Raw genomic sequence first — 21,847 nt, 5'->3', positions numbered from 1 at the left:
TATCAGGAACCCTGCCTGATAAATAGAAGCGGCAGCAGCACGATCTGGGAGGATTCCCGGCATGCCAGCATCCCCGAGCACCGCCCGAGCCATCAACGACCGGCTCGCCCTGCGACTGCTCCAGCAGGAAGGCCCGTTGACGGCGACTCAGCTGAAGTCGCTCACCGGCCTCTCCCGCCCGACCGTCGCCGACCTCGTGGAGCGGCTCCAGGGCTCGGGGCTCGTCCAGGTCGTCGGCGAGGCGGGTGAGCAGCGCCGCGGCCCGAACGCCCGGCTGTACGGGATCGTCGCCGACCGTGCCCATCTGGCCGCCCTCGACGTCCGCACCCAGGGCGTCTCGGTCGTCGTCGCCGACCTCCTCGGCCGCACCCTCGCGGAGGCCACCCTCCCCATCGGCAGCGACACCGGCACCGGCCCGGCCGTCGAGCGGGCCGCGGCGCTCCTGGAACGCACGGCGCGCGAGGCGGGCGTCGCCCGCCTGCACAGCGTCGGGATCGGGGCGCCGGGCCTGATCGACCCCGTCACCGGCGAGCTGCGGGACTCCACGGGCCTGCCCGCCTGGCACCGCAGCCTCGTCGCGGCCCTGCAGGAACGTCTCCCCGCGACCGTGCTCGTCGAGAACGAGACCAACCTCGCGGCCGTCGCCGAACAGCGCCTCGGCGCCGCCCGCGACCGGGACGACTTCGTCCTCCTCTGGCTCGGTCAGGGGGTGGGCGCCGCCGTCGTCCTCGGCGGCAAGGTCCGCCGGGGAGCCTCCGGCGGGGCGGGCGAGGTCGGCTTCCTGCCCGTCCCCGGCACCGGCGGCCTCCCGTCGGCCACCGGTTGCGACGGCGGCTTCCACGCCCTGGCCGCAGCGGCCGCGGTCCGCGAACTCGCGGTCCGGTACGGCATCGAGGGCGACGCGGAAGCGGCGGTACGCACCGCCGCCGCCTCGGCGGGACCGGACGAGGTCGGGGAGCGGACGAACGGGCCGCAGGCGGGACCGGACGGGGGCGGGGAGCGGACGAACGGGCCGCAGGCGGGACCGGACGGGGGCGGGGCGCGGACGAACGGGCCGCAGGCGGGACCGGACGGGGGCTGCGCGGGCGCGAACGGACTGCAGGGGACTCCCGGTGAGGGTGCGAACGGACCGCGGGCGGCTCCGCTCCCGTACGCTCCATCGCCCGTCGACCGCTCCGCCGCCTTCCTCGACGCCCTCGCCGACCGCCTCGCCATCGGCGCCGCGGCCGTCGCCGCCGTACTCGACCCCGGGTGCGTGGTCCTCGGCGGCGAGATCGGCCACGCGGGCGGCCCCGCCCTCGCCACCCGCGTCGAGGCCCGCGTCGCCGCGCTCTCGCCGCTGCACACGGTGATCCGCCCGGCGGCCCTGGGCGGCCAGGCGGTCCTCCGCGGCGCGCTGCTCACCGCCCGTGACGCGGCGCAGGACGACCTGTTCGCGCCGCGGCCCTGAGGGACGACCTGTGTGCACCGCGGCCGGGAGGTGCGACCTGTTCGCACCGCGGTCCTGAGATGCGGGACGTCGTCGGCGCCCCCGAACCCCCCGGTCCGGGGGCTCGAAGCTGCTGATCGTCGGGCGGTTTTCACCTTGTACGATGCTCGGACTTCCTAGAGTTGAGGAGACGCGCACCCGTGGAAGCCCGTAGGCAGACCTCGTGGGTTTGGGTCACTGCTCTCACTTCGGCGGCCATCGCGGTTGTCGCCATGCTCGCCGTGCAGGCCAGTCACGCGACCCCGCCGCGTCCGACGGACGACAAGGCGCGGCCCTCCTCGTCCCCGGGTGCCGAGCGCTCCACCAAGCCCCGACAGCCGGCACCGGTGGCGATTCCCGCCGATTCGGGACAGGGCCGGCGCATGGTCTACTCGCTCGGGCAGCAGCGGGTGTGGCTGGTCGACGCCAACAACGGCGCTCAGCGTTCCTTCACCGTCTGGCCGGGAACACTGAGCCCGGCAAAGGGCAGCTATGCCGTCTCCTTCCGGCGCGACAAGGGCATCGGTTCCGACGGGGTGGAGATCGAGAACATCGTCTATTTCGCGACGAAGTCCGGTGTCTCCATCGGGTTCTCCCAGGCGGTGGACGGCTCGTCGCCGAAGCCCGCGCCCGGAGCCCAGACCGGCGGGATCCGCCTGCGCCCCGCCGACGGCGACGCCGTCTGGACCTTCGGCACCGCCGGCACGACCGTCACCGTGGTCGACTGAGCAGGCGGGGGCGGCCTGGTGAAACACCGCATGCTGCGCCTGTACGTGTGCGCGGTCGTCGTCATCGGCACGGCCGGATACGCGGCCACCTCATGGGTCATCTCGTCCACCCCCGCGGCCACGCCCCCGCCGGCCCCCTACGCGTCCCCCTCGGTGCCGGACTGTGATCCCCCCGAGAAGAACCCCGTCTCCTGCGACGGCGCGTACGGCATGACCTGCGAGGAGACCGCCGAGTACTACCGGCGCCTCGAGGCCACCCGGCCCGGCACCGCGCATGTCGTCGTCTGCGCCGAATCCGCCGCCAGGGCGACGACCCCGCCGTCGTGAGCAGCGCCTGATCCGGCGGCGGGGCACCCGCCGCCGGCATGCGAAACGGCCCGCCGGGTGAACCGGCGGGCCATCGCGTCAGGGCTCAGCGCGGGCTGCCGGAGTCAATGCTGATCCATTCGCTCCACCCGCTGCAGTCGTGCAGGGGGCTGAGATCGGCGGTGAGGTCGATGTGGCACACGCGCATCCTGCCGCCAGGAGAATCTTCTTGCTCACCTGTGGCTAACCCCCGTGGTGGGACGCGCATATGACGGTGCGTCAGTGAATATGCCGAGAATGCGGAGCCTGGCCTTCCGGGGGTGGTGAGCGCTCATGAGCGGGCTCCGGCCATGGCCCTCCGGTGTGCGCTTTCGCGAGCCCTGTGAGCCAGCCCACAGGTATTCACCCGCATGGCCCGCGATCGGGCGTGGCACACTGGCCCTGTATCAGCAGCAGCGCACTCCGGGGTCGGTGTAATTCCGAACCGGCGGTTACAGTCCGCGACCCGTCCGCATCCAGCGGCCGGTTGACCAGGTGAAATTCCTGGACCGACGGTGAAAGTCCGGATGGGAGGCAGTGCGCGGCGGGCGACCCTCGTGGTTCGTCGGCCGTCTGTGGCCGATCGGCGTCCTTGATGACGGCCGACCGGTTCCATCGGGCTCGGCGTTCCCGTGAGGTGTCTGTTCCGCTTTGCTCTGTCGTTCGTCGACAGCCCCGGAGTCCGTGCCCGAAGAGGCAGGAGGATCCGGTGGCCACCGAAGCCGCAGTCGACGCAGACGCCATGCGCCGAGCCATCGCGCTCGCCGCCCGCGGACTCGGCTCCACCAGCCCCAACCCGGTCGTCGGGTGCGTCATCACCGACGCCGCCGGACGGACCGTGGGCGCCGGGTTCCACCAGCGCGCCGGAGGGCCGCACGCCGAGGTCCACGCACTGCGCGAGGCCGGCGGGAGCGCCCGTGGCGGCACCGCGTACGTCACGCTCGAACCCTGCAATCACACCGGTCGCACCGGCCCCTGCGCGCAGGCGCTCATCGATGCCGGGATCACCCGGGTCGTGTACGCCGTCGCCGACCCGACCCCGCAGGCCACCGGCGGTGCGGACGCACTCCGCGCGGCCGGCGTCCAGGTCGAGCGGGGCCTCCTCGCCGACGAGGCCGAGGCCGGGAACATCGCCTGGCTCAGCTCCGTCCGCCTCGGCCGGCCCTACGTCCTGTGGAAGTACGCCGCCACCCTCGACGGCCGTATCGCCGCCGCCGACGGCACCAGCCGCTGGATCAGCTCCCCCGAGTCCCGTGCCGACGTCCACCGGCTGCGCGCCGAGGCCGACGCCGTGATCGTCGGCTCCGGCACGGCCCGCGCCGACGACCCGCACCTGGCGGTCCGGGGCATCGAAGGCGCCGTACAGCCCCTCCGGGTCGTCGTCGACACCGAGGCGACCGCCGTCAAGCCCGGCGCCCGGGTCCTCGACGACGCCGCGCCGACCCTGATCGCGATCGCCGAGGACGCCGCGACGGACCTCACGGACGTCGTACGGCTCCCCAGGGACGGCCACGGCCTCTCCGTGCCCGCGCTGCTGGCAGCCCTGTACGAGCGCGGCGTCCGCTCCGTACTCCTCGAAGGCGGCCCGGCGCTCGCCGGCTCGTTCGTCGAAGCGGGTGCCGTCGACACGGTCGTCGGATACCTCGCCCCCGTACTCCTCGGCGCGGGCCGCCCCGCCCTCGCCGACGCCGGAATCACCACCATCACCGAGGCGTTGCGGCTCGACATGACCGAGGCCGTACGCATCGGCCCCGATCTGCGGGTCACCGCCACCGTCAGCACAACCAGCAGGGGAGCTTGAGTGTTCACCGGAATCGTCGAAGAGCTGGGCGAGGTCACGGCCGTCGAGGAACTCGACGACTCCTCCCGCTTCCGCCTGCGCGGCCCCGTCGTCACGGAAGGCGCCAAGCACGGCGACTCGATCGCCGTCAACGGCGTCTGCCTCACCGTGGTGGAGACCGGTGAGGGCGAGTTCACCGCCGATGTGATGGCCGAGACGCTGAAGCGCTCCAGCCTCGGGGCGCTCACCGTCGGCTCCCGCGTCAACCTGGAGCGGCCCATGGTGGCCGACGGCCGGTTCGGCGGGCACATCGTGCAGGGACACGTCGACGGCACCGGCACGATCGCCGAGCGCACGCCGTCCGAGAACTGGGAGCTCGTCAAGATCTCCCTCCCCGCCGGCCTGAGCCGCTACGTCGTCGAGAAGGGCTCCATCACCGTCGACGGAGTCAGCCTCACCGTGGTCGACGCCGGGCGCGACCACTTCACCATCAGCCTGATCCCCACCACCCTCGCGCTGACCACGCTCGGCATCAAGCAGCCCGGCGACCCGGTCAACCTCGAGGTCGATGTCATCGCCAAGTACGTCGAGCGGCTGCTCGGCGCCGACGCCGAGGAGAGCGCCAAGTGAGCGCCGTCAGCTGGCTCAACTCCGAGGCGTTCACGGCCTTCGGACAGCACGTCATCTGGTCCGACATGATCGGCAACATCATCGGCCTGGCCGCCCTCGCCCTCGGCTGGCGGCGCTCGATATGGACCTGGCCCGCCCAGTTCCTGGCCGGTGTCATCCTGTTCATCGCGTTCGCCCCGCACCTGACCGGCAGCGCCGGCAAGCAGGTCGTCGTCATGGCAGTGGCAGCCTGGGGCTTCTGGCAGTGGAGCCGCGGCCGGCAGCAGGCCCAGGACGGCTCGATCGGCGTACGGTTCGCCACCTGGCGCGAGCGCGGCATCATGGTCGCCGCGGCCGCCCTCGGCACCGTCGCCGTCGCCCTCCTCTTCACCGCGTACCCGAAGCTGTCGTGGGACCCCTGGCCCGACGCGTACATCTTCGTCGGCACCCTGGTCGCCATGTACGCCCAGGCCCGCGGCATGGTCGAGTTCTGGTTCGCCTGGCTGCTCGTCGACCTGGTCGGCGTCCCGCTGAACTTCGCCAACGGTTACGCCTTCTCCGGATTCGTCTACGTCATCTACGGCGCGCTCGTCCTGTGGGGCATGCGCGACTGGTGGCTCCGGTCCCGTACGTCCCCAGCCCTGGAAGGAGCGGCAGCATGAGCGCACTGCCCACCTGGTACGCGGAGGAGGACCTCTCCCTCGACCCCGTCGAGCAGGCCATCCGCGACATCGCCGCCGGCCGGCCCGTCGTCGTCGTCGACGACGAGGACCGCGAGAACGAGGGCGACCTCGTCATCGCGGCCGAGAAGGCCACCCCCGAGGTCATCGCCTTCATGATGAGCGAGTGCCGCGGAATGATCTGCGCGCCCATGGAGAGCGACGAACTGGAGCGGCTCCAGCTGCCCCAGATGGTCGAGAACAACACCGAGTCGATGCGCACGGCCTTCACCGTCACGGTGGACGCCGCCCCCGTGCACGGTGTGACCACCGGAATCTCCGCCGCCGACCGTGCCACCACCCTCCAGCTGCTGGCGAGCGGCCGCGCCGAGGCGACCGACTTCGTCCGCCCCGGCCACATCTTCCCGCTGCGCGCCAAGCCCGGCGGGGTCCTCGTGCGCAACGGCCACACGGAGGCCGCCGTCGACCTCGCCCGGCTCGCTGGCCTGCGCCCCGCCGGGGCGATCGTCGAGATCGCCGGCGAGGACGGCGTCATGCTGCGGCTGCCCGAGCTGATCCCGTTCGCCCGCAAGCACGGCCTGACGATCATCTCCATCGAGGACCTGATCGCCTACCGCCGCAGCTCCGAGCCGACCGTCCGGCGCGAGGCCGAGGTCAACCTGCCGACCGCGCACGGTGCGTTCACCGCGTACGGCTACCGGTCCACCGTCGACGGCGTCGAGCACGTCGCCCTCGTCCACGGCGACATCGGCGACGGCGAGGACGTGCTCGTCCGGGTCCACTCCGAGTGCCTGACCGGCGACATCTTCCACTCGCTGCGCTGCGACTGCGGCCCCCAGCTCCAGGCCTCCATGGAGCGCATCACCGAGGCGGGCCGCGGTGTGGTCGTCTACCTGCGCGGGCACGAGGGCCGCGGCATCGGCCTGCTGTCCAAACTGCGGGCGTACGAGCTCCAGGAACGCGGCCGTGACACGCTGGACGCCAATCTGGAGCTCGGCCTGCCCGCCGACGCCCGGGACTACGCCGCGGGCGCGCAGATCCTCGTCGACCTCGGCGTACGCAGCCTGCGGCTGATGACCAACAACCCCGAGAAGATCAGCGCGCTGGTGCGGTACGGCCTGAAGGTCGAGGGCCGCGAGCCCATGCCGGTCCAGGCGGGCGAGCACAACCTGCGTTACCTGCGGACCAAGCGGGACCGTATGGGACACGACCTGCCCTGGCTGGACGGCTCCACCGCGTCCACCTGCGGCAACCAGTAAGCACATCCGTCAGGCAATCGGTAAAGCAAACGGTCGAAGAAAGACCCGAGGAGAGAACGTGAGCGGCAAGGGCGCGCCAGAACTGTCCGTACGTAACTGCGGAGACCTCCGCGTGGCCGTCATCGCGGCCCAGTGGCACGAGAAGATCATGGACGGCCTCGTCGACGGTGCCCTGCGTGCGCTGCACGAGCTGGGCATCGACGAGCCGACCCTGCTGCGGGTCCCCGGCAGCTTCGAGCTCCCCGTCGTCGCCAAGGTGCTGGCGGGGCGCGGCTACGACGCGATCGTCGCGCTCGGCGTCGTCATCCGCGGCGGCACCCCGCACTTCGAGTACGTGTGTCAGGGCGTCACCCAGGGCCTCACCCAGGTCTCCGTCGACACGGGCGTTCCCGTCGGCTTCGGCGTACTGACCGTCGACACCGAGGAGCAGGCCCTCGACCGGGCCGGCCTGGAGGGCTCGAACGAGGACAAGGGACACGAGGCGGTCACCGCCGCCGTGGCCACCGCGGCGACGCTGCGTTCAGTATCTGAACCCTGGCGCTGAGGAGGAGCCACTTCCGCGTAGGGTGGGACCACCATGTCCAAGAAGACTTTCGAGGAGCTCTTCACCGAGCTCCAGCACAAGGCCGCCAACGGCGACCCCGCCACCTCCCGCACCGCCGAGCTGGTGGACAAGGGGGTCCATGCCATCGGCAAGAAGGTTGTCGAAGAGGCCGCCGAAGTCTGGATGGCGGCCGAGTACGAGGGCAAGGAAGCCGCCGCCGAGGAGATCTCGCAGCTGCTGTACCACGTCCAGGTGATGATGGTCGCGCGCGGGATCTCCCTCGACGACGTCTACGCACACCTCTGAGCCGTCGAGCCCCGACCCGCACCCCCCCCGCAAGCCCGCACCCTCCCAAGCGAAGGAAGCCCACCTCATGCTGCGCATCGCCGTCCCCAACAAGGGTTCACTGTCCGGACCTGCGGGGGAGATGCTCCATGAGGCGGGCTACCAGCAGCGCAAGGACTCCAAGGAACTCGTTCTGGTCGACCCGGAGAACGAGGTCGAGTTCTTCTATCTGCGCCCGCGCGACATCGCGATCTACGTCAGCTCGGGCCGGCTCGACATCGGCATCACCGGCCGCGACCTGCTGCTGGACTCCGGCGCCAACGCCGAGGAGATCCTCCAGCTCGGCTTCGCCCGCTCCACGTTCCGCTACGCCACCAAGCCCGGCACCGCCACCGGAGTCGAGGACTTCGGCGGGCTGACGATCGCCACCTCCTACGAGGGCATCGTCGCCAAGCACCTCGCGGACAACGGCATCGACGCCTCCGTCGTCCACCTCGACGGCGCCGTCGAGACGGCGATCGAGCTCGGTGTGGCCCAGGTCATCGCCGACGTCGTGGAGACCGGCACCAGCCTGCGCAACGCCGGCCTCGGCGTGATCGGCGAGCCGATCCTGACCTCCGAGGCCGTCGTCATCCGCCGCACGGGCGCGAAGGCGGACGACCCGAAGGTGCAGCAGTTCCTGCGCCGCCTCCAGGGCGTCCTCGTCGCCCGGTCCTACGTGATGATGGACTACGACTGCCGGGTCGAGAACCTGGAGCAGGCCGTCGCCCTCACCCCGGGACTGGAGTCGCCGACCGTCTCCCCGCTGCACAACGAGGGCTGGGTCGCCGTCCGCGCGATGGTTCCGGCCAAGGAGGCGCAGCGGATCATGGACGATCTGTACGAGCTGGGCGCCCGCGCGATCCTGACGACGGCGATCCACGCCTGCCGTCTCTGATCGGCGGACCGGATCATGTCTGTGGAGCAGCAGGAACTGCCCGCCCTTCCCGTCACCTTCCGGCCGACCCGCACCCGGGCCGTCCTGCTGACCGTCGGAACGGCGATGCTCGCCGTCATCACGGCCGTCGCCCTGGCACTGGAGAAGCTGAACCCCGGGGAGCGGATCAGCTTCATCCTGACCGCGCTGTTGTTCTTCGGTGTGCTGGCCCTGCTCAGCCGCCCCAAGGTCGACGCCGACGACCAGGGCGTCACCGTGGTCAATCTCACCCGCAGCCGGCGGCTGGAATGGGCGGAGATCCTCCGGGTGAACCTCCGTCCGGGTGACCCCTGGGTCTTCCTCGATCTGAGTGACGGCACCAGCCTCCCGGTCCTCGGCATCCAGCCGGGGATCGCCCGGCAGCACGCCGTCCGCGACGCACGGGCGCTGCGCGCGCTCGTCGAAACCCGGGGCACCGGCACGGATCACCGCTGAAAGTCGGGCCCTGTGCCCCTGCCCCGCGAGGCGGGGTCGTGATTACTCTTGAGGCGGAGGCGCCGGGTGCGCCTCCGCCTCACACCCGCGCGGCCACGGTGGCCCGTGAGGCACCTGCGAACCGAGGAGTGACTCCCTCCGGCAATGGACGGATCGTCCGGTAGTACCTGCGCCGCCCCCTCCCAGGAGGCGGCGGCATGATCATCCCGCTACTGCTGCTCTTCGCGGCATTCCTTCTCATCCTGGCGAACGGCTTCTTCGTGGCGGCCGAGTTCGGCCTCGTCACCGTCGAACGCGCGAACGCCGAGCGCGCCGCGGCCGAGGGCGACCGCCGCGCCCGGGGTGTCGTACGAGCCCTGCGCGAGCTGTCGTTCCAGCTCTCCGGCACCCAGCTCGGAATCACCATCACCTCGCTCGTCGTCGGCATGCTCGCCGAGCCCGCGCTCGCCCAGCTGCTCGATGCCCCGCTCACCGCGGTGGGCATACCGGAGGGGATCGTCCCCGGCGTGGCCGTGGTCATCGGCATGCTGCTCGCCTCCGCCGTCCAGATGGTGATCGGCGAGCTCGTCCCGAAGAACTGGGCGGTATCGCGTCCGTTGCAGGTCGCCCGGTTCGTGGCCGGACCGCAGCACCGCTTCTCGGTCGTCTTCCGGCCCGTGATCGCGGTGCTCAACGCCGTCGCCAACCGGCTCGTGCGGGCGTTCGGCGTCGAGCCCACGGAGGAGCTGGCCTCCGCCCGTACCCCCGGCGAACTGGTCTCCCTGGCCCGCCATTCGGCGCGCGCGGGAGCCCTGGAGCAGGACACGGCCGATCTGTTCGTACGGACCCTGTCACTCGGCCGGCTCACCGCCCAGCACGTGATGACCCCGCGCGTGAAGATGAGCGCCCTGCAGTCCGACGCGACCGCGGCGGACGTCCTCAACCTCACCCGGGCCACCGGCCTCTCGCGCTTCCCCGTCTACCGCGACCGCATCGACGAGATCGTCGGCATGGTCCACCTCAAGGACGCGCTGGCCGTACAGAGCCATCAGCGGCTGCGTACCCCGGTCGGCCGCATCGCCGTCCCGCCGCTGCTGGTGCCCGAGACCCTGCCGGTGCGGCAGCTGCTGGCACGGCTGCGCAGCGAGCAGCCCATCGCCGTCGTCGTCGACGAGTACGGCGGCACGGCAGGCGTCGTCACCCTGGAGGACATCGTCGAGGAGCTCGTCGGCGAGGTCCGCGACGAGCACGACGCCGAGGCCGACGGGCGGCCGGAACTGGCCGCGATCGCACCCGAGGACGGGAAGCCCGCCTGGGAGGCCGACGGCAGCTGCCGGGTCCTGACGCTGCGGCGGATAGGCCTCGACGTGCCCGACGGTCCGTACGAGACCGTCGCCGGGCTCGTCGCCGACCTGCTCGGCCGGATCCCGGCCCCCGGCGACCGGGCCGAGCTGCCCGGCTGGCGGCTGTCCGTGCGCCAGGTGGACCGCTACCGGGCGGAACGGGTCAAGCTGGTACGTACCGCCGATGTGACGAACCGTGCGGAGGCGGCCCGATGAGCGTCCTCCAACTGCTGTTCGCGCTGCTCCTCGTGCTCGCCAACGGCTTCTTCGTCGGCGCCGAGTTCGCCCTCGTGTCGGTACGCCGCAGCCAGATCGAGCCGCTCGCCGCCGGTGGCTCCTCGCGGGCCCGCCAGGTGCTGCACGGTCTGGAGAACCTGCCGCAGATGATGGCCGCCGCGCAGTTCGGCATCACCGTCTGCTCGCTGACCCTCGGCGCGGTGGCCGAGCCGACCGTGGCGCACCTGCTGGAGCCGGTGTTCCACGCCGTCCACGTCCCCGGGGCACTGATCCACCCGCTCGGGTACGTGATCGCGCTGGCCGTCGTCGTCTTCCTGCACCTCGTCATCGGCGAGATGCTCCCGAAGAACCTCGCGATGGCCGCACCGGAGAAGACCGCGCTCTGGCTCAGCCCGGCGCTCGTCGGCTTCGCCCGGCTGTGCCGCCCGGTGACCGTGTCGCTGGGCGCCTGCGCCCGGCTGGTGCTCAAGCTGTTCCGCGTCGAGCCGAAGGACGAGGTGGAGGCCGTCTTCACCAGCGACCAGCTCGGGCAGCTCGTCGAGGACGCGGGGCAGGCGGGGCTGCTCGACCGGGAGGAGCAGGAGCGTCTGGAGGACGCGCTGGAGCTGGGCAGCCGCCCGGTGACGGACGTCCTCATCGCCCGTTCGGCCCTGGTGACCGTGCCCCCGTCGGTCACGCCCCGGCAGATCGAGGAGCTGACGGTACGCACCGGTTACTCCCGCTTCCCGGTCCGGGGCGAGGGCAACGGCCCGTTCATGGGCTTCCTTCACGTCAAGGACGTCCTGGACCTGGAGGACCGCGAGCGGGCCGTACCGCAGCACATCTGGCGCCCCCTGTCCACGCTGCGGGCCGAGCTCCCCCTCGACGACGCCCTCACGGTGATGCGCCGCGCGGCCACCCACCTGGCCCAGGTCGCCGACGCGTCGGGCCGCGTGCTCGGGCTCGTGGCCCTGGAGGACGTCCTGGAAATGCTGGTGGGCGAGGTGAGGGACCCGTCCCACCGGGGGGCTCCGGCCCCGGGACCCCGCCGTGCTCCCGCGGAGGGTGCGCTCACGGGGTGACCGCCCGCCCTCCGTGCCCGTCCGGCGCCGGACCGTGTGTCCGTCCTCAGGCGCCGGGCGGGCGGGGAGGGTCCACGGGCCCCCGGCCCGAGAGGACCTCCCCGTAGGCCTGCATCAGATCGGCGAGCCGCAGCGTCGCCAGATCGTCCCGCGTCGGCGTACCGGGGTACCCCGACAGCCGCAGATCCCGGTACGCGCAGCTCTTCTCGTACAGCGTGCGCAGAAACCGCCCGTTGCCCAGCTCGTCGATCCACCCCTGGTCCACGACGTGCCCGCTGATCGAGCGCAGCTCGTCCAGCGCCTCCTCGTCCCACAGGTCACCGTTGGCCGCCGCCAGCACCTCGCCTATCGAGGTCAGCTCCAGCGGGCGGTACGAGGGGAAGTCGACCCGAGTGGTGAACCGCGAGGACAGCCCCGGGTTGGTGGCGAGCAGCCGGTCCATGCCCTCCGGGTAGCCCGCCAGGATGACCACCAGATGGTCACGGTTGTCCTCGGCGCGCTTCAACAGCACCTGAAGGGCCTCGTCGCCGTACGCGTCGCCCTTGCTGTACCCCGTGTTCGACAGCGAATACGCCTCGTCCACGAACAGCACCCCGCCCAGTGCCGAGTCGATCAGCTCGTTCGCCTTCACCGCCGTCTGGCCGAGGAACTCACCCACCAGATCGGATCGCTGCGCCTCCACCAGATGGTCGCCGCCGAGCAGCCCGAGCGCGTAGAACACCCGCCCGAGGATCCGCGCCACGGTGGTCTTCCCGGTGCCGGACGGGCCGGAGAAGACGAAGTGCCGCTTCGGAGGCTGCACCGGGAGTCCCTGGGCCGCCCGCAGCCGGGCCATGTTGAGCTGTGCGGAGAGCGCCTTGACCTGCCGTTTCACCGGCTCCAGGCCGACCATCCGCTCCAGCTCCGCGAGCGCGTCGGCGAGCAGCACCGGATCGGTCGGGCCGCCCGGGAACGACGCGGGCGTCGGCTGGGACGGCACGGCCGCCTTCTCCCGTACGCCGTCGGCCGGGGCGGCGGGCGCGGCCGGGCCCGCCGCGCCGAACGGCGGCGTCTGGGGGTCCGGCCCGAACCGCGGCTCCGGCGTGGGCGGCGCCTCCGCATCGGCCTGGGAGTCCACCGCGTCCTGCCCCACGCCGGCCCCGGCCAGCGACACCGCCGCGAGCCCGGCCGGCTCGTCGGGCCCGTCGATCCCGTCGTACTCCGCGATCGCGGCGAGCCGGGCCGAGGTGTCCATGAACGCCGGATCGACCCGGTGCACCGCGCGGTACAGCGGCAGCGCGGCGGCGCTGCGCCCGGTGCCCTCGTGGGCGCGGGCCAGCCAGTACCGCAGCTCCTTGCGCTGCGGCTGCTCACTGCGGCAGCGCATCAGCGCCGTCGACAGCAGCGGCTCGGCGTGCCCGTACATCTCCAGCCTGACCCGCGCCATCCCGCCGAAGAGCCCGGCCTCGATGCCGAGCAGCGGATCGTCGACGAGCGCTTCGGTGTGCCGTACGAGCTGCTCCCAGTCCTTGACCAGATACGCGCGGCACGCGTGCAGGAACCGCACCTGCGGATCGGTGTCGATGGGGGGCAGTCCGGCGAGCGCCTGGTCCAGCTCGGGCACATGCCGGCCGTCCAGCCAGTGCGAGGCGTGCGCGAGCAGCAGATCGCGCGGGCTCTCCAGCACCGGCTGCACCCACCAGCCGAGCCAGTACCAGGAGTTCAGCGTGCGCCGGTGGCGGGCCCGCTGTTCGCCGAAGCGCTCCCGGCCCCGGAACATCCGCAGCAGCGCGGTCGTCGTGTCGACGCGCAGCGCGTGCAGGCCGAGCCAGCCGTCGGCCATCCCGGGGTCGAGCCGGACGGCGGCTCTGAACTCCTCTTCCGCCTGTGGATACGCGCCCATCGTGTAGGCGTCCACACCGCGCACCCAGGCGAGGTCGGCCGGGGCGAGCGCGCCCTGCGTGCCGATATCCATCGGGTCCCCCACAAAACGTGCCCCCGTGGCCTCCCGCCGGGCGGGCGCCCGTCGGAGCGTGCTGAACCACCTTGCCGCGGACGGGTTTTGACCGCACCGAGAGGCATCGTACCTGCGCGGCAGTGGCTGCTTAAGGGTGTCGTGAGCGTCCCGCAGACGGTGACCGAGGGTGAGCGCGGGGGGCCGGATCGACGCCGGGGGAGGGGAAAGAGGGCAGAACGAAGCCCCCGATCACGGGGGAACAACCGGGGGCTTCGCGTCCGGGCGGCTCCGAAAAGCCGCACATTGAGAACGTAAGACCTGTATGGCCCTTGGGTCAAGCAGAGTTGAGGCACTTATGGGGCTGATTTCCGACTGCTCAGTACGGAGGGCTGAGCTGGTCACGTTCCGTGAGGAAGTGGTGCGATCCCGCCGTCTCGTACCGCCCCGGGAGCCACTCGTACCCCTCAGGACACTCCCGTACCAGGGTGTCGGCGAAAGGCCGGGACGGATCATCCGCGAAATGGCGAGTCTCCGCCACGGTCCAGCCGTCCCAGAAGTCGGAGAGCGCCGGACCGTCGCGATGGCGCCCGCGCGCCCAGGACGCCGGAGCCTCGCGCTCCATCCAGAGCAGCCCGGCGAGATGCGGCCGCAGCACCCGGCGGCCCGCCCCGACCCCCTCCATGAGGACGACCGGCGCGGCGGGCAGCGGGCGCGGGGCGGCGAAGCGGCGCAGATTCCAGTCGTACGGGTCGTACAGGGCCCTCTCGCCGCGCGACAGCGGCCCGATCACCTGGTCGAGCATCCGGTCCGTCCACTCGAACAGTTCATCGTGCGTGGCCAGATCGTCGAGATGGAGTACAGGAGCGCCGCCGAGCGCCCCGGCGAGCCGGGCCGCGAACGTGCTCTTCCCGGAGCCCGCGTGACCGTCGACCGCGATCAGCCGGACCGGTCCGCAGGACGGCGGCAGGGCGCGCAGTGCGGCGGCGGCACGGTCGAGATCGAGGGGGGCGGCGTGGCTCATACGGGTCACCCTAAAGGCGCCCGCAGGTCACGCCAGTGGTCGAGACCAATATTGGTGGCGCGACGCGGGCCCGGTGTCTGGCCGAAGGCGTACGCGGCCCGGGATAGTTGCCTCATTCGTGCCTCATCCACGTGTCCCGCGCTGCCCGATACGGAGGTCTCATGACCAGACCCGCTTCGCGCCGAACCGTACTGACCGCCGCCGTCGCCGCCGTGGCCGGCGGCAGCGCACTGTCCTCCACCGCCACGGCCGCGGGCGTGCCCCGCCACGCCGTGAGTGCGCTCGTCGACAACCGCTTCTGGACCTCGTACGCCGACTGGCGGAGCGGCGCGCTCGCCGGTACCCGCGCCGTCGCCGGCCGCCGCCCCGGCCTGGTCATCGCCACCCCCGCGGGCCGCACGGAGTACGCCGACCCGCACACCGGGAAGACCGCGGCCTGGGAGTACGCGACCTGGACCTCTCCGCTGCACCGCTCCCGCGTCCCCGCGACCGAGGTCATCGCCTCCTGGAACGCCGCCACCCCTGCGGGTACCTGGCTGCAGGTGGCACTGTCCGGAACGTACTCGGACGGCACCGCCACCCCCTGGTTCGTCATGGGCCGCTGGTCCTCCGGCGACGGGGCCTCCGACATCCGCCGCACCTCCGTGGACGACCAGACCGACGGGAAGAGCACGATCTGGACGGACACCTTCTCCGTCGACGACCCGGCGAGCGGGCTGCGCCTCAGCGCGTACCGGCTGCGCCTCACCTTGTACCGGGCGCCCGGGAGCAAGCTCACCCCCACCGTGTGGCGGGCGGGAGCCATGGCCTCCGACATCCCGGACCGCTTCACCGTGCCCGCCTCCGCACCCCGGCTCGCCGTGGAACTGCCCGTACCGCGCTACTCGCAGAACACCCACATCGGCCAGTACCCCGAGTACGACAACGGCGGCGAGGCCTGGTGCAGCCCCACCTCCTCGCAGATGATCATCGAGTACCACGGGCGCAAGCCGACGGCCGAGGACCTCGCCTGGGTCAATCCCGACTTCGCCGATCCGCAGGTCTGCCACGCCGCCCGGTACACCTTCGACTACCAGTACAACGGCTGCGGCAACTGGCCCTTCAACGCCGCCTACGCCGCCACGTACCGGGACATGAACGCCGTCGTCACCCGGCTACGGTCCCTCGGGGAACTGGAGACCCTGATCAAGGCGGGCATCCCGGCCATAACGTCTCAGTCGTTCCTCAAGGAGGAACTGACCGGCGCCGGGTACGGCACGTCCGGTCATCTGATGACGGTCGTCGGCTTCACGGCCGAGGGCGATGTGATCGCGAACGATCCGGCGTCCGACAGCAACGAGGCCGTACGACGGGTGTACCGCCGCCGGGAGTGGGAGAACATCTGGCTCCGTACCAAGCGGTACAACGCGAGCGGGAAAGTGGTCTCCGGCACAGGAGGCGTCTGTTACCTCTACTGGCCCGAGAGCCCGACGGCCGCGCAGCGCAAGGCGCTGGCCGCCCTCGGCATCCGCTAGCCGGCCCGGGGCCCGTGCGGGGCCGTGACGAACGTCTCGCCCGCGCGGGCCGCCGCGGCTGGCACTGTGGAAGCCATGACCGCGAGCACTCTCACCGCGACCCGGGCCGGCACCGGGGGCCCCAAGGACGACGGCCCGAAGATCGTCGAGCACATCATGGGCTGGATCCTCGTCGTCGTCATCGCCATGTTCGTCACCCGGACCGGCCTGCTCTGACCCCCAGGGTCAGCCCGTCCGCGACGATCAGGTCGGACGTGACCAGGGCCTGCTCCGCGCGTACGTCCGTCATGAACACGAACGGCGGGACGACGGGCGGCACCGGCAGCCCGTCCGGGGTGAAGGTCAGACAGAGCACGCCTTCCAGGCATCCGCTGAACTTCGTCAGATAGAGCGTGACGTCCCCGCTCAGATCGAGTGAGTCGGCGCCGAGGGAGAGTTCGTCGCCGCCGTCGCGCGTGATGAGCCGGTAGTCCGTGAGCGAGGCGGCGCGCATCCGCAGCACCATCACCTTCACGGGACCGGCCACGCTCGGCACCTCCGTGACCCCGGCGAGGGTGAAGCCCCGCGGGGCGAAGAGCGTCGTGGTCACGGTCGGCGCGGCCCGGGGGACGGTGACCGGACCCGTCCGCGTCTGCGAGGGAGGTCCGCTCATCGTGGCGAGCAGGACGACCGGCAGTGCGGCGGCGAGCGTCTTCGGCCGGCCGGGAGTGTCCCTGACCGGCGTCCAGCCGAAGCCCATCGCACTGCCGGCGATGCCCAGTGCCATGCCGACCAGGAACCCGCCGAGGTTGGTCGCTGCGAACGACAGCACCGACAGGATCAGCGCGTGCACGGAGACGTAATGGTGCGTGTGCGGCAGGAACCAGAGGAACAGCCCAGCGGTGATCAGCCCGAGCCCGATACCGATCGCCGCCAGCCCGCCGATCCCCAGGCTGACCAGCACGGTCAGCGGCGACAGCGGCACCAGCAGGAGCTCGGCCCCGCCGAGCACGAGCAGCAGCCCGCCCCAGAACGGCCGGGTCCGCCGCCACGCGCGGAACGCCGCCCGCCACCGCGCGAAGCGCGGCCCGTGCCCGTCGGCCGCCCCCTCGGCGGCCGAGGACCGGGCCGGGCGACCGGATTTCCACACGCTCCGGCCCCCGGCATCCTCGCGCCCGTCGGCATCCTCGCGCCCGTCGGCATCCTCGCGCCCGTCGGCGCCCTCGCGACCGCCGCCGCTCAGAAGCACTTCTTGCCGTCCAGGCTGACGTCGACCCGCAGCCCCTTCAGCCGGAAGTTGCCGCCGGTCGCCGACCAGGCGTGCGACCGCACGCCCACCACCTCGATGTCCCCGGCCTGGAGACCGAACTTCCCCGCCGGCCCCTTGACCCCGTCCACCGAGTCGAGCGTCGAGGCGTCCCGGCCGATCTGGGCCGTGCCGAAGCGGGCGTCGCCGACGAGGTCCTCCCCGTCGATGATCAGATTGCTCGCGGTCACCTCGCCGGCCTTGCCGCCCGCCGTCAGCTTGAACACCACCTTGCCCACCGGGGTGTCCACCTCCGCGGCCTGGCAGATGTCGCTGAGGCGGGCCTCACCGATGCCCAGCAGGGCGACCGGATGCCCCTTGCCGTCGACCGAGCGGTCCGTCTGGACGTACGACGCCAGCCCCTGGCTGCTCAGCTTTCCCGACGCGACCTGGAAGTTCGTCCCGGAGACGGCGAAGGACGCGGCCAGCGCGCCCTCGGCCATCACCCCCGCCATCACCCCGACCGCCAGCACCGCGGGCATCGCCACCGCGGCGGACTTCTTCCAGGAGGTGCGGCCCTCGCGGGGCGGCCGTGACGCCGGTAACGGCCCTGTGGATGTGCTCACTTGATCCTCCCGTGGTGTCCATGGGCGGCTGCGCCGCGTGGCTGCCATACTGCGGGGATTCTGTGGCAGTGGGAGAGTAGGGCCGGATTTGAATAATAGTCAACAACGCGGCGGGGCGACCTCCGGCAGGACCGAAAGGTCCCAGCTCCGGCGGGCCGAACTCATCGCGATCGGACGCAAGTTGTTCGCCGACACCTCCTACGACGCCCTGTCGATGGACGACATCGCCCGGCACGCGGGTGTGGCCAAGGGGCTGATCTACTACTACTTCCGGAGCAAACGCGGCTACTACCTCGCCATCGTCGAGGAATCCGTCGCCGACCTCGTCGCCCGCGCGGCCGACGGCACCGACCTGCCCCGCCGCGAACGCGTCCAGCGCACCGTCGACGGCTACCTCCGCTACGCCCAGAACCACCAGGCCGCCTACCGCACCATCGTCACCGGCGGCGTCGGCTTCGACACCCAGGTGCAGTCGATCCGGGACGCGGTGCGCGAGGAGCTGATCGCGACCATCGCCGAGGGCGCGTACGGCCGTCGCGACATCCCGCTGCTCGCCCGGCTCGCGCTGCTGGGCTGGCTCAGCAGTGTGGAGGGCATGACGCTCGACTGGCTGGGGCACCAGGAGCCGGCCCGCGAGACCCTGTGCGCCCTGCTGGTCCGGATGCTGCGCGCCACGCTCGACACGATCGGGGAATTCGAGCCGGACTGGCCGGCGCCCGACCCCGCCGAAACCTGACAGTGGACCTGTGGATCTTGACCCCGTGACGGACGCGCTCCGATCGGGCATACTCAACCCGCCACAGCCGCTGGTCAGCCACTTCCGTGATCCGGGAGGGCAGCATCGGCGCATCAGGTGAGACCCGGCGGCGCCGCAAAACCCTTCGCGCGCGCCGCCGCAGCGCCCGACAGGGAGGAGAGCGCCCCATGCCCGACCGCGCCCCGCAGCCGGTGGACCGTGAGCTGCCCACCGAGGAGGCCAGGGATCTGATCGCCCTGGTCCGCGACATCGTCCAGCGGGAGATCGCTCCCGGCGCGGCCGAGGAGGAGGAAGCGGGCCGCTTCCCCCGTGACACCTTCTCGCTGCTGTCCGAGTCCGGCCTGCTCGGCCTGCCGTACGACTCCGCCCACGGCGGCGGGGACCAGCCGTACGCCGTCTATCTCCAGGTCCTCGAAGAACTCGCCGCCGCCCGCCTCACCGTCGGCCTCGGCGTCAGCGTCCATTCCCTCGCCTGCCACGCCCTGGCCACGTACGGCACCAAGGAGCAGCAGGCCGAGCATCTGCCCGCGATGCTCGGCGGCGGGCTGCTCGGCGCGTACTGCCTCTCCGAGCCGTCCTCCGGTTCGGACGCCGCGTCCCTGCGGACGAAGGCCGTGCGCGACGGCGACGACTGGGTGATCACCGGCACCAAGGCCTGGATCACCCACGGCGGGATCGCCGACTTCTACACCGTCCTCGCCCGCACCGGCGACGACGGGCCGCGCGGCATCACCGCCTTCCTCGTGCCCGGCGACATCGAGGGACTGAGCGCCGCCGCGCCCGAGAAGAAGATGGGCATGAAGGGCTCGCCCACCGCCCAGCTGCACTTCGACGGGGTACGCGTACCGGACGCGCGGCGGATCGGCGAGGAGGGGCAGGGGTTCGCCATCGCGCTCGCGGCGCTGGACTCGGGGCGCCTCGGCATCGCGGCCTGTGCCGTCGGCGTCGCCCAGGCGGCGCTCGACGCGGCCGTCGAGTACGCCACCGGCAGGAAGCAGTTCGGGCGCCCCATCGCGGACTTCCAGGGGCTGCGCTTCATGCTCGCCGACATGGCGACGCAGATCGAGGCGGGGCGTTCGCTGTATCTGGCGGCCGCACGGCTGCGCGACGCGGGCCGGCCGTTCTCCCGGCAGGCCGCCATGGCGAAGCTCTTCTGCACGGACGCGGCGATGAGGGTGACGACGGACGCCGTGCAGATCCTCGGCGGCTACGGCTACACCGCCGACTTCCCGGTCGAGCGCCTCATGCGCGAGGCCAAGGTGCTGCAGATCGTCGAGGGCACCAATCAGATCCAGCGCATGGTCATCGCCCGTCACCTCGCGGGACCAGAGTCCCGCTGACCCAGCCCGTCCGGTCCGTCCACACCGGCGCCGCCGTGAGCCTGTTCCACTCCTGGTCGCGGCGGCCCGGCAGGGTTTTGCCCTTGCTCGCCCAGGAGTGCAGCAGGGCGCGGTAGATGGGCGGGTCCGCCGAATGCCCGCCCTGCTGCGCACCGTGATGCGGAACCGATTCTTCGACGTGCGGAGTCGTGAAGCGACGGCGTCCTGTGCCGCCGACCGGGACGGAGCCGACCGGGACGGAGCCGACCTGGTCGTCCGCGCCGGCTGCGCTGTACGTCCCGGCCGTGCCGGTCGTGGGGTACTGCAGGGTCATGACCGGCCAACGCCCGGTGGCCGTAAGGGGTCACCGCCGTACTGATTCGAGCGCCAGTTCGGCATGTACCCGGGAATGTCCCCAGGCGCCCCCGGGGTGCCTCCATGCGCTCTTCGCTGACACGAGTATGGCCCTCCGCAGGGTTTCTGACGTACCGTCAACTCCCTTGCCGACCAGGAGGCCAGCGTGTCCGACGACCGCCCGATCGGGCTCGACGAATACCCGATCCACCAGGCTCCGCTCTCGATGAAGCACGTCGTCACCGGCGACCGCAACGCCTACGACCGGTGCATCTTCCACGTCCTCGACCACCAGGGCCGCGCCCTGCTCATCGCCGGACTCGGCGTCTACCCCAACACCGGGGTGATCGACGCCTACGCCACTCTGCGTATCGGCGATCAGCTGCACGCCGTACGGGCGTCCGACGCCCTCGGCGACGACCGCATGCGGCTGTCGGTCGGCCCGCTGAGCATCACGGTGGAGGAGCCGCTGCGCCGGCTGCGGCTGCGCTGCCAGGCGGACGACTTCTCCTACGACATCGTCTGGGAGGCCGACTTCCCGGCCGTCTGGGAACCCCACCACGTCCAGCGACGCGGCGACCGGCTCACCCTGGAGGGGCGCCGCTTCGTCCAGGCGGGCCACTGCACGGGCACCATCCGCGCGGGCGACGAGGTCCTGGCCGTGACGGCGGGGGAGTGGACCGGCACCCGCGACCGCAGCTGGGGCGTGCGCCCCATCCCCGGCGAGGACCCCGGCCGCGGGGACGAGTTCCGCCCGGAGGGCTTCCACTGGCTCTGGGTCCCCGTCCGCTTCGACGACCGTTTCGTGATGGTCATCGCGCAGGAGGACGCCGACGGCCACCGCACGCTGAACGAGGCGGTGCTCGTGCGCGAGGGCGCGCGCGACGTCCAGCTCGGCTGGCCGCAGACCGACATCCGCTACCGTCCCGGCACCCGCCACCCCGAGCGGGCCGTCATCCATCTCACGGACCCCACGCGCAAGCCGCTGGAACTGGGCGTGGAGACCCTCTGCTCCTCCCCGCTCGCGGTCGGCGCGGGCTACCCGCCGGCCACCGACTGGCAGCACGGCACGTGGCGGGGGCGGGGCTGGACCGACCGGCAGACGTACGACCTCTCGGATCCGGCGGCGCATCCCATGGCCGCGTACGGCGTCACCGACCACGCGGCTCGCTTCACGCTGGAGGGGCGGACGGGGTACGGGATCTTCGAGCACGGCAGTTTCGGCCGCCACGATCCGAGCGGCTTCACCGGTTACGACTCGGTGGGGTGAGAGGGCGACGCCCGATGGATCGGTACGGGCTAACCTGAACCGCACAAACCACCACATAAGCCACGTGAGGAGGCGTACGACATGCCGGCAGGCGCC

General features: G+C 71.9%; 23 protein-coding genes and 1 riboswitch. Of the genes, 18 read left to right on the top strand and 5 right to left on the bottom strand.

The window, feature by feature from the left end:
- The first annotated feature begins 61 nt into the window (after positions 1–61).
- The 13 genes from ABT342_RS08510 (at position 62) to ABT342_RS08450 (ending at position 11,729) form a co-directional block, all read left to right on the top strand.
- Positions 62–1,450, top strand: coding sequence for an ROK family transcriptional regulator (locus ABT342_RS08510; RefSeq protein WP_351568975.1), 1,389 nt, complete (start codon positions 62–64; stop codon positions 1,448–1,450).
- Between the two features lie 251 nt (positions 1,451–1,701).
- Positions 1,702–2,196, top strand: a complete 495-nt coding sequence (locus ABT342_RS08505; RefSeq protein WP_351568972.1) for a hypothetical protein — start codon at positions 1,702–1,704, stop codon at positions 2,194–2,196.
- 30 nt (positions 2,197–2,226) lie between these two features.
- Entirely contained in the window at positions 2,227–2,523 is a 297-nt protein-coding gene (locus ABT342_RS08500) for a hypothetical protein (RefSeq protein WP_351568969.1), read from the top strand.
- 432 nt (positions 2,524–2,955) lie between these two features.
- A riboswitch (FMN riboswitch) is annotated at positions 2,956–3,086 on the top strand.
- A 197-nt stretch (positions 3,087–3,283) separates the two neighbouring features.
- Positions 3,284–4,342, top strand: a complete 1,059-nt coding sequence (gene ribD / locus ABT342_RS08495; RefSeq protein ID WP_351569625.1) for a bifunctional diaminohydroxyphosphoribosylaminopyrimidine deaminase/5-amino-6-(5-phosphoribosylamino)uracil reductase RibD — start codon at positions 3,284–3,286, stop codon at positions 4,340–4,342.
- Positions 4,343–4,951: a riboflavin synthase gene (locus ABT342_RS08490; RefSeq protein ID WP_351568966.1), complete on the top strand. Its 609-nt coding sequence runs from the start codon at positions 4,343–4,345 to the stop codon at positions 4,949–4,951.
- Complete coding sequence (locus tag ABT342_RS08485) at positions 4,948–5,592, top strand: nicotinamide mononucleotide transporter family protein (protein WP_351568963.1); 645 nt, start codon at positions 4,948–4,950, stop codon at positions 5,590–5,592. The genes ABT342_RS08490 and ABT342_RS08485 overlap by 4 nt, the downstream gene beginning before the upstream one ends.
- On the top strand, positions 5,589–6,869 hold the full coding sequence (locus ABT342_RS08480) for a bifunctional 3,4-dihydroxy-2-butanone-4-phosphate synthase/GTP cyclohydrolase II (RefSeq protein ID WP_351568960.1): 1,281 nt from the start codon (positions 5,589–5,591) through the stop codon (positions 6,867–6,869). The genes ABT342_RS08485 and ABT342_RS08480 overlap by 4 nt, the downstream gene beginning before the upstream one ends.
- A gap of 58 nt (positions 6,870–6,927) precedes the next feature.
- A complete protein-coding gene (gene ribH, locus ABT342_RS08475; protein WP_351568957.1) occupies positions 6,928–7,413 on the top strand; it encodes a 6,7-dimethyl-8-ribityllumazine synthase in 486 nt (161 codons plus the stop codon).
- 33 nt (positions 7,414–7,446) lie between these two features.
- Positions 7,447–7,719: a phosphoribosyl-ATP diphosphatase gene (locus tag ABT342_RS08470; protein WP_030951748.1), complete on the top strand. Its 273-nt coding sequence runs from the start codon at positions 7,447–7,449 to the stop codon at positions 7,717–7,719.
- A 67-nt stretch (positions 7,720–7,786) separates the two neighbouring features.
- Complete coding sequence (gene hisG / locus ABT342_RS08465; RefSeq protein WP_351568954.1) at positions 7,787–8,635, top strand: ATP phosphoribosyltransferase; 849 nt, start codon at positions 7,787–7,789, stop codon at positions 8,633–8,635.
- A gap of 15 nt (positions 8,636–8,650) precedes the next feature.
- Complete coding sequence (locus ABT342_RS08460; protein WP_351568951.1) at positions 8,651–9,109, top strand: PH domain-containing protein; 459 nt, start codon at positions 8,651–8,653, stop codon at positions 9,107–9,109.
- 197 nt (positions 9,110–9,306) lie between these two features.
- Positions 9,307–10,647 (top strand): hemolysin family protein, encoded by a 1,341-nt coding sequence (locus ABT342_RS08455; protein WP_351568948.1) that lies wholly within the window; start codon positions 9,307–9,309, stop codon positions 10,645–10,647.
- Positions 10,644–11,729, top strand: coding sequence for a hemolysin family protein (locus tag ABT342_RS08450; protein ID WP_351568945.1), 1,086 nt, complete (start codon positions 10,644–10,646; stop codon positions 11,727–11,729). Before ABT342_RS08455 ends, ABT342_RS08450 begins: the two co-directional genes overlap by 4 nt.
- 46 nt (positions 11,730–11,775) lie before the next feature.
- Here ABT342_RS08450 and ABT342_RS08445 read toward each other — a convergent pair whose 3' ends face one another.
- Together ABT342_RS08445 and ABT342_RS08440 are read right to left on the bottom strand one after the other, a co-directional pair.
- The gene (locus ABT342_RS08445) at positions 11,776–13,683 is read right to left on the bottom strand and encodes an AAA family ATPase (protein ID WP_351568942.1); all 1,908 of its coding nucleotides are present in this window, start codon (positions 13,681–13,683) and stop codon (positions 11,776–11,778) included.
- Positions 13,684–14,041: 358 nt separating this feature from the next.
- Positions 14,042–14,686 (bottom strand): uridine kinase family protein, encoded by a 645-nt coding sequence (locus tag ABT342_RS08440; protein ID WP_351568939.1) that lies wholly within the window; start codon positions 14,684–14,686, stop codon positions 14,042–14,044.
- 161 nt (positions 14,687–14,847) lie between these two features.
- Here ABT342_RS08440 and ABT342_RS08435 point away from each other — a divergent pair, with 161 nt between their 5' ends.
- Entirely contained in the window at positions 14,848–16,200 is a 1,353-nt protein-coding gene (locus ABT342_RS08435) for a C39 family peptidase (RefSeq protein WP_351568936.1), read from the top strand.
- A 75-nt stretch (positions 16,201–16,275) separates the two neighbouring features.
- Positions 16,276–16,416 (top strand): SCO1431 family membrane protein, encoded by a 141-nt coding sequence (locus ABT342_RS08430; protein WP_351568933.1) that lies wholly within the window; start codon positions 16,276–16,278, stop codon positions 16,414–16,416.
- Here ABT342_RS08430 and ABT342_RS08425 read toward each other — a convergent pair.
- Complete coding sequence (locus tag ABT342_RS08425; RefSeq protein WP_351568930.1) at positions 16,394–17,428, bottom strand: DUF6114 domain-containing protein; 1,035 nt, start codon at positions 17,426–17,428, stop codon at positions 16,394–16,396. The two genes, ABT342_RS08430 and ABT342_RS08425, sit on opposite strands and share 23 nt — an antisense overlap.
- The gene (locus ABT342_RS08420) at positions 17,419–17,967 is read right to left on the bottom strand and encodes a DUF6230 family protein (RefSeq protein WP_351569622.1); all 549 of its coding nucleotides are present in this window, start codon (positions 17,965–17,967) and stop codon (positions 17,419–17,421) included. The genes ABT342_RS08425 and ABT342_RS08420 overlap by 10 nt, the downstream gene beginning before the upstream one ends.
- A 172-nt stretch (positions 17,968–18,139) precedes the next feature.
- On the opposite strand from ABT342_RS08420, the gene ABT342_RS08415 reads away from it, so the two are divergent.
- Positions 18,140–18,787 (top strand): TetR/AcrR family transcriptional regulator, encoded by a 648-nt coding sequence (locus tag ABT342_RS08415; RefSeq protein ID WP_351568927.1) that lies wholly within the window; start codon positions 18,140–18,142, stop codon positions 18,785–18,787.
- 188 nt (positions 18,788–18,975) lie between these two features.
- Positions 18,976–20,148: an acyl-CoA dehydrogenase family protein gene (locus tag ABT342_RS08410; protein ID WP_351568924.1), complete on the top strand. Its 1,173-nt coding sequence runs from the start codon at positions 18,976–18,978 to the stop codon at positions 20,146–20,148.
- On the opposite strand, the gene ABT342_RS08405 is transcribed toward ABT342_RS08410, so the two are convergent.
- On the bottom strand, positions 20,111–20,461 hold the full coding sequence (locus ABT342_RS08405; RefSeq protein ID WP_351568921.1) for a hypothetical protein: 351 nt from the start codon (positions 20,459–20,461) through the stop codon (positions 20,111–20,113). The genes ABT342_RS08410 and ABT342_RS08405 overlap by 38 nt on opposite strands.
- 186 nt (positions 20,462–20,647) lie before the next feature.
- On the opposite strand from ABT342_RS08405, the gene ABT342_RS08400 reads away from it, so the two are divergent.
- On the top strand, positions 20,648–21,751 hold the full coding sequence (locus tag ABT342_RS08400; RefSeq protein WP_502965493.1) for an Rv3169 family protein: 1,104 nt from the start codon (positions 20,648–20,650) through the stop codon (positions 21,749–21,751).
- The last annotated feature ends 96 nt before the right edge of the window (positions 21,752–21,847 follow it).

Origin of the sequence: Streptomyces sp. NPDC000410, from assembly GCF_040300305.1 — a bacterium.
Lineage (GTDB): Bacteria > Actinomycetota > Actinomycetes > Streptomycetales > Streptomycetaceae > Streptomyces.
This window is presented reverse-complemented; position numbering and strand designations above follow the sequence as displayed.

Bases quoted from the DNA above. Each gene is read 5' to 3' on its own strand.
- ABT342_RS08450 (WP_351568945.1), top strand. From the start codon at position 10,644: ATGAGCGTCCTCCAACTGCTGTTCGCGCTGCTCCTCGTGCTCGCCAAC.
- ABT342_RS08455 (WP_351568948.1), top strand. From the start codon at position 9,307: ATGATCATCCCGCTACTGCTGCTCTTCGCGGCATTCCTTCTCATCCTG.
- ABT342_RS08435 (WP_351568936.1), top strand. From the start codon at position 14,848: ATGACCAGACCCGCTTCGCGCCGAACCGTACTGACCGCCGCCGTCGCC.
- ABT342_RS08460 (WP_351568951.1), top strand. From the start codon at position 8,651: ATGTCTGTGGAGCAGCAGGAACTGCCCGCCCTTCCCGTCACCTTCCGG.
- ABT342_RS08445 (WP_351568942.1), bottom strand. From the start codon at position 13,683: ATGGATATCGGCACGCAGGGCGCGCTCGCCCCGGCCGACCTCGCCTGG.
- ABT342_RS08405 (WP_351568921.1), bottom strand. From the start codon at position 20,461: ATGACCCTGCAGTACCCCACGACCGGCACGGCCGGGACGTACAGCGCA.
- hisG (WP_351568954.1), top strand. From the start codon at position 7,787: ATGCTGCGCATCGCCGTCCCCAACAAGGGTTCACTGTCCGGACCTGCG.
- ABT342_RS08410 (WP_351568924.1), top strand. From the start codon at position 18,976: ATGCCCGACCGCGCCCCGCAGCCGGTGGACCGTGAGCTGCCCACCGAG.
- ABT342_RS08500 (WP_351568969.1), top strand. From the start codon at position 2,227: ATGCTGCGCCTGTACGTGTGCGCGGTCGTCGTCATCGGCACGGCCGGA.
- ABT342_RS08420 (WP_351569622.1), bottom strand. From the start codon at position 17,967: ATGCCCGCGGTGCTGGCGGTCGGGGTGATGGCGGGGGTGATGGCCGAG.
- ABT342_RS08510 (WP_351568975.1), top strand. From the start codon at position 62: ATGCCAGCATCCCCGAGCACCGCCCGAGCCATCAACGACCGGCTCGCC.
- ABT342_RS08480 (WP_351568960.1), top strand. From the start codon at position 5,589: ATGAGCGCACTGCCCACCTGGTACGCGGAGGAGGACCTCTCCCTCGAC.
- ribD (WP_351569625.1), top strand. From the start codon at position 3,284: ATGCGCCGAGCCATCGCGCTCGCCGCCCGCGGACTCGGCTCCACCAGC.
- ABT342_RS08440 (WP_351568939.1), bottom strand. From the start codon at position 14,686: ATGAGCCACGCCGCCCCCCTCGATCTCGACCGTGCCGCCGCCGCACTG.
- ABT342_RS08470 (WP_030951748.1), top strand. From the start codon at position 7,447: ATGTCCAAGAAGACTTTCGAGGAGCTCTTCACCGAGCTCCAGCACAAG.
- ABT342_RS08430 (WP_351568933.1), top strand. From the start codon at position 16,276: ATGACCGCGAGCACTCTCACCGCGACCCGGGCCGGCACCGGGGGCCCC.
- ABT342_RS08505 (WP_351568972.1), top strand. From the start codon at position 1,702: ATGCTCGCCGTGCAGGCCAGTCACGCGACCCCGCCGCGTCCGACGGAC.